We start from the raw sequence: 8,266 nt of genomic DNA, 5'->3' as shown, positions 1-8,266 counted from the left end.
GCCGGTAATAAGGGTAGCGAGTAGTCCAGTCGTTCGAGGCGGTGGTGGACCCGTGCTGCTCGGTTTTCAATCAGGCGGGAGCGTGAACGAGTAGCCGCCGCTGGGCGTGCGCCGTGACGACAACGGCACCAGCTGGGGCAGGACAACGTTTGTGCTGAACTGTGAATCTAAGCCGCTGGTGCCTGCGGTACAAAGGACCGACTCTCCAGTCGCGCACTCGTGACGTCGGTTGCACTCACGAGAGCTAGAGTGCGCCCGGACGGAGTAGGTCGGCCGTAGAGGCAGCTGCAGTAACTGCGTAAGCACCTCGTCGCTTGGAGGATTTTCCATGATCCGCTTGTGGGCAAGGAGCCCGGCTGTGGGAGCGCAACTCATAGCGCCTAAAACGGCGGCTGCCCCGGCACCCAAGGACGTACTTCCGCCATCGGAACACTGTAGCTCGCCTGAGATTCCACGAACTCTTGAAAGACTAAAGGTTAAGTCCGCCCCATGGCGTCGCCAGGGCAGGAGGCGTTCCGAACCTGGGTGTTCCCGGTGGCAGCCTGCAGTACCCGCTCCGTCTGCTCCGTCGTCAGCTCTCGGTAGGTCTGTAGCTGCATCCAAATCAGGTCGGTGGTGTGGAAGTTTGGTGAGCGCTCCAGTCCGACGACTAGGGACTCAATGAGATTGGGAGCAATCGCAGGACTATTCCGCAGGACAGTAAGGGTCTCGGCAACCACCGGCTCGTGGTAGCGTCCGGCCACATTGATGGCTTGCTTGAAGCCGAGTGGACCATATGGTGCGGTGGCTCCGAACTTGAGCACTGGAACAGGTATTCCGCGCCCTAGCAGCCAGCCAACTTCCTGGTCACACCATCCGCTGGCATTGAACCCGTCGTGAAGGAACACGATTCCGCAATTTGCTGTACGAAGACTCAGCACAATCTCGTCCGCCCAGACTGCGTCTGGCTCGATGGAGTCGTGGGCCACGAACAGCTCGATGCCGTACTTCTGGAACTCCGCGGCGTAGGTGCTCACGACGCCACGGTGAGCCGCGAGATGCGATGCGAAAACCTTCAGAGGAATGGGCTGCTGGGCGCTTGCTCCGGCGACGAGGTCAGCTTCGTCCTGCTCACCGCGCAGATAGGAAGCCAGTTCCTGGAGCCCCGTCTCTTCACCTTCCAACAAGCAGTCCTGAACGGTCATGTGCTCTGGTGTCGAAAAACCGAACGTCGCTAGATGTAGGGGCCTGATCTTCCCAATCCAACCTTTGCAGTTCGTCACGAACAAATCGCACTGTCGTGAGCTTGGGTGGCCCTGTCCATCTTCCCCAACTTCCCCAACTTCCCTAAGACTTTAGTTGCCAGAATATCGAAGCTGGACTACTTCACCGCACGGTCCCGACAGATGAGGGTCGGTTCAGCCCAACATGCGGAACGCGGCCAGGCCACCATTTAGCCCAGTGGGGCGCCATGACGGACACCGAAGCTCCGCAGAAGCAAAGGAGCCGCGTGCAGAGGCCGGTCGACGGATTCTCGTGGACTAGGGTCTGGCCTATGGATATGCAAACAACTATCGCGGCCATGGCGCTGGCATTGTCTGCACTCGCGCTTGTACGCGGCGAAATTCTTCAGCGCCGTCGTGTCTCTGAAGAGGCTCAACAGCGTGCGGTGGAACATGTCAGGGAAGCCCTGGAAGGAGTCTTGGCAGTCCTGGAACACGCCGACGCAAGGCTTCCAGCCAAGGGGGAAATCAGTAGAGTCATACTCGATTTCGAACGAACGTGTCGGCGTTGGGAGCAACTGCTTCCGACGGGAGTGAAACATCTGCGGATGAGCGTTCGCCACGCAATGGCCAACTGCTTTGGGCCGCCGGCATCGATAGCGGCAGACCCTCGGATTGAAGACTTGGAGATGAGGACCTTCGACACACACTGGTGGGACATCGGCTACACCTACGTTGAGCAGGCCCAAGCCCATCTTGGTCGTTGGTTGGTTGGAAATCGCAGGAAGCCTCTGGTCGTCGTCCGCTACGACCAATGGCGAAGCGACGAAGACTATCCATCAACCAACTTGGCCTAGTTCCAGGCGTGGATAACCCTGAATTGGCTCCGACCATGGACGGATCAAAGTGGCCACCAGTTCCGGCCGCTCCCAGCAAGCACGGTGTTGTCGGGCCCGGGCCAGCTTTACGAAAGGTTCATTATCGGCAGTTAAACAGCGGGAGTAGAAGTAGCTGCGAGAACTCCCGTTCCGTGACTAATTCGGCGTTTTTGCAGCTCAGATAGGGATCGTGACGGACGAGGCCGCCTTAGCCTCAAGACTGAATTTGCCCGCGGATCCCTTGTCGCTGTAGGTTTCCTGCATCTAATGCATGTTTCCATGGTTTAGGGGTTGCAGTGATTGGTGCCGTTCCGGGATTTGTCCCGCGAATGCTGCGAGACCTGCGGAGCCGAGGACGAGCTTCACAGCGGCGGGCGATGCTGGACCTGCGTCCTTGGCAATGTCGTAGATGACCTGCTCACCGACCCGGCCACCGGATCCATGGCCAACGATCTGATCCCGCTGGCGGCCGCGCTGAAGTCGATGAAACGGGCCAACAGTGGCCTGACCTGGATCCGCCAGAAGCACGTCACCGCGTTCCTTTCCAACCTCGCGGTCGCACCCGAGATCACCCACGAAACCTTCGACGAACTGCCCGCCTCACGCACCCGCGAATACGTCCGCGGACTCCTCACAGAACACGGGGTGCTCCCCCAACGCGACGAACTGCGGATGCGCTACGACAGCTGGGCGGCAGACGCCATCGAACGCGTGAAGGACCCTCAGCATCTTGACGTGATCCGCCGCTACATCCGCTGGCACCACCAACGACGAATGAACCACATGGACGAAGTCGCCCGCGGCACCTTCCTGCGTGCCAAACAGGAAGTCACCGTCGCCATCGACCTGCTGAACTGGCTCACCGGCCACGACATCAAACTGCCCGAGCTGCAGCAATCCCACCTCGACGCATGGCAGGCAGAAGGGCCCACAACCCGGCGCATCGCCGAGCGCTTCCTCAAATGGGCCATCAAAACCAAAGCCGCCCCAGCCGGGCTCACAATCGTTCCGCACCGCCGCGGCACCAGCCCAAGACTCGCCAAGCCCGGACAGGACGAAGCGCTCAAACGAGTCATCGACGACGGACTAGAAACGCGTGACAGAGCCGCCGCGATCCTCATCCTCGTTTTCGGACAACAGGCCGAAAACATCGCACGGCTAACCTGGAACGACGTGAGCATCACCGAAGAACTGGTCACCATCCAGCTCGGGACAATCCAGATCGCCCTGCCGGATCCACTGGACAAGCCTTGGCGCGAACTCGCTGCAAACCCAAGGCACGACCTGACCGCCTCACATCCCAATACCACGTGGGTATTCCGCGGCGCCTCGCCCGGACGTCACATCCATCCCGGACACCTCACAACGCGCCTCAGCAAGCTGTTCAGCACACGGGCTGCGAGGCTCGGTACTCTCCACGAACTCACCAAACTCGCACCCGTGGCCATCATCGCCGAGACCTTGGGCTACTCGCCTACCACCATCGAACGCCACGCCACCGATTCGGCCGCCGCTTACGCCCAGTACGTCGCTGCAGCAAAAGCTGTCAGGCAAAACCCCTAAAACCCCATCACTCGGCCATGTCGGCGAACTCTTCCCAGTCCATATTGGCGATGTTCAAGGCCGGTCCGAGATACGACTCGATGTTGCTTGTGCCCCCGGGGTGCTACTCCCGCCCCATGAATACCCGTGCATGCCAGTTAAAAACCGCTGGGGGAGTGGCCTTGCAGGGGCACATGTCCGTTCTCATTCCAGATGTCAGTTTTCGCATTCAACGCGTCAGTGTACGGCTTTGGACGATTCTCAATTAAGATGTCAGCGCGGCTGCGTGCGAAGTTTTTGAGGTCCCTGCCGACGAATATGACTCATGCGGCGCGGATTCTCGCGTTGTGGGATGGCCGGAATGCTCCGGTGTAGCCGGTTGGACATCCGCTAGGCCCGTTAACGCATTACGGAACTGACAACAGGGATGAGAAAGAATCCGACCAGATCTGTCTCATCCAATCTGTCAGTTCCCACGTCACACTGACAACTACATTGAGAACGGACAGCGAGAGACAGCCGGCTGAATCGCGGTCCATCCGCGGTCTCCAGCAGCGGTGCACTACGAGCAGATTTCGTCACGCCCGCCCGTGAGGTTGATGAAGCCGTAAGTTTTGGCGGTCAAAGCGTTCGTAGCAGCACGAGAATTCCTCCGCAGTTTCTTGGCTCGGGAGGGAGCGCGGGGTTTAGGCTGTGCCGGTGGAACTTCGATGGATGCGCACCTTCGTGGCAGTAGCTACTGAACTTAACTATGGCCGTGCCGCCCAAACGCTGCACTTGACGCAGCCTGCGGTCAGCCAGCAAATCCATCAGCTGGAGAAGGATGTGGGCGTTGAGCTTGTAGACCGCACCGGCCGTAACGTCAGGCTGACACCCGCCGGTTTGGGCTTTCTGCCGCTCTGCGTGGAGACGCTAAGGACAGCGGACAACGCCGTGCGCGCGGCGCGCAATTCCGGCGATACGGACCGGGGTGTCGTGCGGGTCGGGTTCGCGGGAACATTGTCGACGGCGACGGTGGCCAGCCTTGCGAGAGCGGTGCGGGAACTATACCCAGAGATAGAGTTGCGGATTACTGCGTCACATTCGAGCTCCGGCATTATGGACCTTCTGCAGGCGGACAACCTGGACGTGGGCTTCACCGCGATGCAACGTAGCGTGCCGGGGGTTTCCACCCGGCGGCTCACCTCACAGCGGCTTTGTGTCGTCGTTGCCTCCGACCATCCGCTGGCGACAAAGGAAATGGTGAGGCTTAGCGATTTCTCTGACGCGCCCTTTATCCTCACCGATCTGGCCTCGGGACTGCAGTTGCGCGACCAAGCCATCGAGGCCTGCCTTGATGCAGGCTTCCGGCCTCGCGTCGTGCAAGAGGTCCCGGACACGCTGACCGTGATGGCCCTGGTGGCAGCAGGTAGCGGGATCACCGTGCTGCCGTCACGCTTTACGGACGAATCACCTGGAGCTTTGGCATTCCTGGGCCTAACGGACGTGGAGCGGTACTTCTACACGGTGGTGGCCTGGCGGTCAGCCCAAAGGTTCGGGGCGTTGAGTCGGGTCCTGGAGGTCATTGACCAGCAGTTTCCTACCGCCGTCTATTAGCTACTCTTATCGAACACATAAGAAATCGCCATTGGACGCTTATGGATCTGCTTTGGGACAGTGGGTTGAATCACTTTTGGCAAGCGATTGCCACAGTCCGTCCAGCGTTTCGAAGGAGAAACCCATGAGCCAAGGCGTCCAGTCTGCAGGCACCGAGCCTGCCACCCTCAAGCCAAAGAACCGAATGGCCAAGCGCGCCGCACTGAGCGCCCTGTTCGGCAGTACAGTCGAGTACTTCGACTTCACCCTTTTCGCCACGGCGTCCGCTCTCATTTTCGGCCAGGTGTTTTTCGCCCCGCTGGGCACAACAGGCGCGCTGCTCGCGTCCTTTGCGACGTTCGGCGTGGCCTATGTTGCCCGACCCGCCGGGGCACTGCTCTTTGGCAGCCTTGGCGACAGAATCGGCCGCAAGCGCACGCTGATGATCACGCTGAACCTTATGGGCGCGGCCACTTTCCTGGTGGGCCTTCTTCCCGGCTACGCCACGATCGGCATCGCGGCTCCCATCATCCTTGTTATCCTGCGCCTCCTGCAGGGACTCTCTGCCGGCGGCGAGCAGGCAGGCTCAAATTCTCTCTCCCTGGAACACGCCCCCGAAGGCAAGCGTGGTCTCTACACAAGCTGGACCATGCAGGGCACGGCCCTGGGCACGCTGCTGGCCTCGGTGGTATTCATCATGATTTCCAGCATGGAACAGTCGGCCTTAATGTCCTGGGGTTGGCGCATCCCGTTCCTTCTCTCCGGTCCGCTGATGCTGATCAGCTTGTACATCCGCAAGGGCGTGGATGAGACCGACGCGTTCCTCGAAACCAAGGAAGCCCGAAACGAGGCCAAGGTCCCGGTCTTCGAAGTTTTCCGCGACCACTGGCGCTCCGTGCTCCGTGTGGTCGGCTGCAGTTTCCTGGCTGTCGGCGGAAGCACCTTGAGCGTCTTCCTTCTCGGCTACGCCGTTGGAACCGTCAAGATCCCCGCCAGCCAGATGCTGATCGCGTCGGTGGTGGCCGGAGTCGTCGGCCTTGTCGCCCAGCCGCTCTGGGCCAGCCTGTCCGACCGCGTCGGCCGCCGTCCCGTCTTCACCGGCACCATGATCGCAGCAGCAATCCTCTGGTTCCCGACGTTCGGGATCGTCAGCACCGGCAACTTCGGCCTTATCGTCATGATCCTGTGCGTCTTCTCCGTCGTGGCATCCGGCGCCAATGCTGTCGGAGCCTCGATGTACACGGAGATGTTCCCCACGAAGGTCCGGTACACCGGTGTTGCCATAGGGACCCAGTTGGGCTTCCTGGTCGCCGGTTTCGCCCCCGCCATCGAGCAGGCCATCCAGGGCCAGGGACCCGGCGGCTGGCTGCCGATAGCCATCTTCGCCTCCGCGTGCATGCTGGTCGCCGCTGTAGCGGGTTGGAGCGGCAAAGAGACCAAGGGCATGAATCTTCGCAAGATCGACGAGGTTGCAGTCTGATGCCCGTCCTCGAAAATGACTTTGTCGTAACCGGGACTACAGCGGGGACCCTGCGCGGCATCCGCTTCCGCGGCATCGAATCATTCCTGGGAGTCCCCTACGGGGCGACGACGGCGGGCAATGGCCGCTTCGCCCCGCCCAGGCCGGTTGAGCCGTGGAGCGGTGTCCGCGAAGCACTCTCCTTCGGTGACGCCGCACCGCAGGTGGACACGCGGCTCGGCTCGGCAAACAGCGCCCAGGACGTCCATGACCTGATGTACGTTAAGGGCGGCCACCCGCTGGACGGCTCACGGATGAGCGAAGACTGCCTGAACCTCAACGTCTGGACCCCCTCTTCGACCGATGACGCCAAGCGGCCCGTTATGGTGTGGTTCCACGGCGGCGGTTTTGTCCACGGCTCCGCGGGGTCCGCCCTGTACAACGGAGATCACCTGGCGCATGTTGGGGACGTCGTCGTCGTGACCGTCAACGCCCGTCTCGGGCTGATGGGTTTCCTGCCCCTCGATTTCATTGAAGGCGATGGCTTCCGCGGCGCGTCCAACGCCGGAATGCTCGACTTGGTGGCGGCTCTGCAGTGGGTGCGGGACAACATTGCGGCCTTCGGTGGTGATCCCGAAAATGTGACCATCTTCGGGCAGTCCGGTGGCGGAGGGAAAGCAAATGTGCTGTTGGGCATGCCGTCGGCTCAAGGACTTTTCCACAGGATTATCAACATGAGCGGGCCTGTCCTGGCGGTGACTGAACCCGCGGCGGCTGCGCAACTGGCAGCCCAGACTGCAGAGGCAGCTGGCATCAGCGCAGGAGATGTCGAGGCCTGGCGGGATATGCCCCTGCGTGAGCTGCTGGAGATCCAGCGCAGGATTTCGCCGCCTCTCGGGGCAGCGTTTGGCATGGAGATGGTCCAGGCTCCCGCGACGCTGGCCTTTGGCTGGGCTCCGGTGCTCGACGGCGAATTTGTCACCGCCCATCCGTTCAGTGACGGCGCTCCGCCTGCGGCAGACGGCATCCCTATGCTGCTCGGCTTTGCTAGCCACGACCCGAGCCTCCTGATGGTGGGAAACCCCGCCTTCCCGACTCTGAACGAGGCCACCGCCCTGGAGCTGGCCGCAGCCAACTTCGGTCCGGCCGGTACGGTGTTGCTCCAGAAAATCATGGCGGAGCACCCCAACGAACCCGTACGCCTTCAGTATGCGAGGGTAGTGAACAGCCACACTTTCGCTGCAGCTGCAATCGCTATCGCTGAAACGAAGGCGGCACAGACTGCGCCCGTTTTCCTGTACGAATTCGCCCACACGAGCGACGTCCTGGACGGGCTACTGGGCGCCACGCACAGCCTCGATCTGCCATTCGCGTTCAACAACGTCGATCGGGCCGTGTTCGCCGGGACTGCCGAGTCCCGTCACGAGACGTCCCGGAACATGGCTCTGGCCTGGACCGCTTTCGCGCGGACCCGGAACCCCTGCCACACGGGCATCCCGATGTGGCCGGCCTACGACGCCGGGCGCCGGCGCATGATCATCGGTCCCGACTGGGAAACGGCGTCACAGGACGACTGAAACATATTGCTCTGCGGGCGCCGCATAACGGTG

The 8,266-nt window shown here is 61.3% G+C and carries 6 protein-coding genes; 5 read left to right on the top strand and 1 reads right to left on the bottom strand.

Annotated features, from left to right (window positions below; all coding sequences use genetic code 11):
• Window positions 1–476: 476 nt before the first annotated feature.
• Window positions 477–1,184, bottom strand: coding sequence for a toll/interleukin-1 receptor domain-containing protein (locus NQJ30_RS12935; protein ID WP_255770337.1), 708 nt, complete (start codon window positions 1,182–1,184; stop codon window positions 477–479).
• 350 nt (window positions 1,185–1,534) lie between these two features.
• Here NQJ30_RS12935 and NQJ30_RS12930 point away from each other — a divergent pair, with 350 nt between their 5' ends.
• The 5 genes from NQJ30_RS12930 to NQJ30_RS12910 all read left to right on the top strand — a co-directional run bounded on the left by NQJ30_RS12930 (window position 1,535) and on the right by NQJ30_RS12910 (window position 8,233).
• Window positions 1,535–2,059 (top strand): hypothetical protein, encoded by a 525-nt coding sequence (locus tag NQJ30_RS12930; protein WP_255770336.1) that lies wholly within the window; start codon window positions 1,535–1,537, stop codon window positions 2,057–2,059.
• 324 nt (window positions 2,060–2,383) lie between these two features.
• Window positions 2,384–3,643 (top strand): Fis family transcriptional regulator, encoded by a 1,260-nt coding sequence (locus NQJ30_RS12925; protein WP_255770335.1) that lies wholly within the window; start codon window positions 2,384–2,386, stop codon window positions 3,641–3,643.
• A 693-nt stretch (window positions 3,644–4,336) separates the two neighbouring features.
• Window positions 4,337–5,218, top strand: a complete 882-nt coding sequence (locus NQJ30_RS12920; RefSeq protein ID WP_255770334.1) for a LysR family transcriptional regulator — start codon at window positions 4,337–4,339, stop codon at window positions 5,216–5,218.
• Between the two features lie 124 nt (window positions 5,219–5,342).
• The gene (locus NQJ30_RS12915) at window positions 5,343–6,677 is read left to right on the top strand and encodes an MFS transporter (protein WP_255770333.1); all 1,335 of its coding nucleotides are present in this window, start codon (window positions 5,343–5,345) and stop codon (window positions 6,675–6,677) included.
• Window positions 6,677–8,233, top strand: a complete 1,557-nt coding sequence (locus NQJ30_RS12910; RefSeq protein ID WP_255770332.1) for a carboxylesterase/lipase family protein — start codon at window positions 6,677–6,679, stop codon at window positions 8,231–8,233. The genes NQJ30_RS12915 and NQJ30_RS12910 overlap by 1 nt, the downstream gene beginning before the upstream one ends.
• Window positions 8,234–8,266: the final 33 nt, after the last annotated feature.

The sequence above is a fragment of the Pseudarthrobacter sulfonivorans genome, from assembly GCF_024391045.1.
Taxonomy (GTDB): Bacteria; Actinomycetota; Actinomycetes; order Actinomycetales; family Micrococcaceae; genus Arthrobacter; species Arthrobacter sulfonivorans_B.
This window is presented reverse-complemented; position numbering and strand designations above follow the sequence as displayed.

Bases quoted from the DNA above. Each gene is read 5' to 3' on its own strand.
- NQJ30_RS12915 (WP_255770333.1), top strand. From the start codon at position 5,343: ATGAGCCAAGGCGTCCAGTCTGCAGGCACCGAGCCTGCCACCCTCAAG.
- NQJ30_RS12920 (WP_255770334.1), top strand. From the start codon at position 4,337: ATGCGCACCTTCGTGGCAGTAGCTACTGAACTTAACTATGGCCGTGCC.
- NQJ30_RS12930 (WP_255770336.1), top strand. From the start codon at position 1,535: ATGGATATGCAAACAACTATCGCGGCCATGGCGCTGGCATTGTCTGCA.
- NQJ30_RS12935 (WP_255770337.1), bottom strand. From the start codon at position 1,184: ATGACCGTTCAGGACTGCTTGTTGGAAGGTGAAGAGACGGGGCTCCAG.
- NQJ30_RS12910 (WP_255770332.1), top strand. From the start codon at position 6,677: ATGCCCGTCCTCGAAAATGACTTTGTCGTAACCGGGACTACAGCGGGG.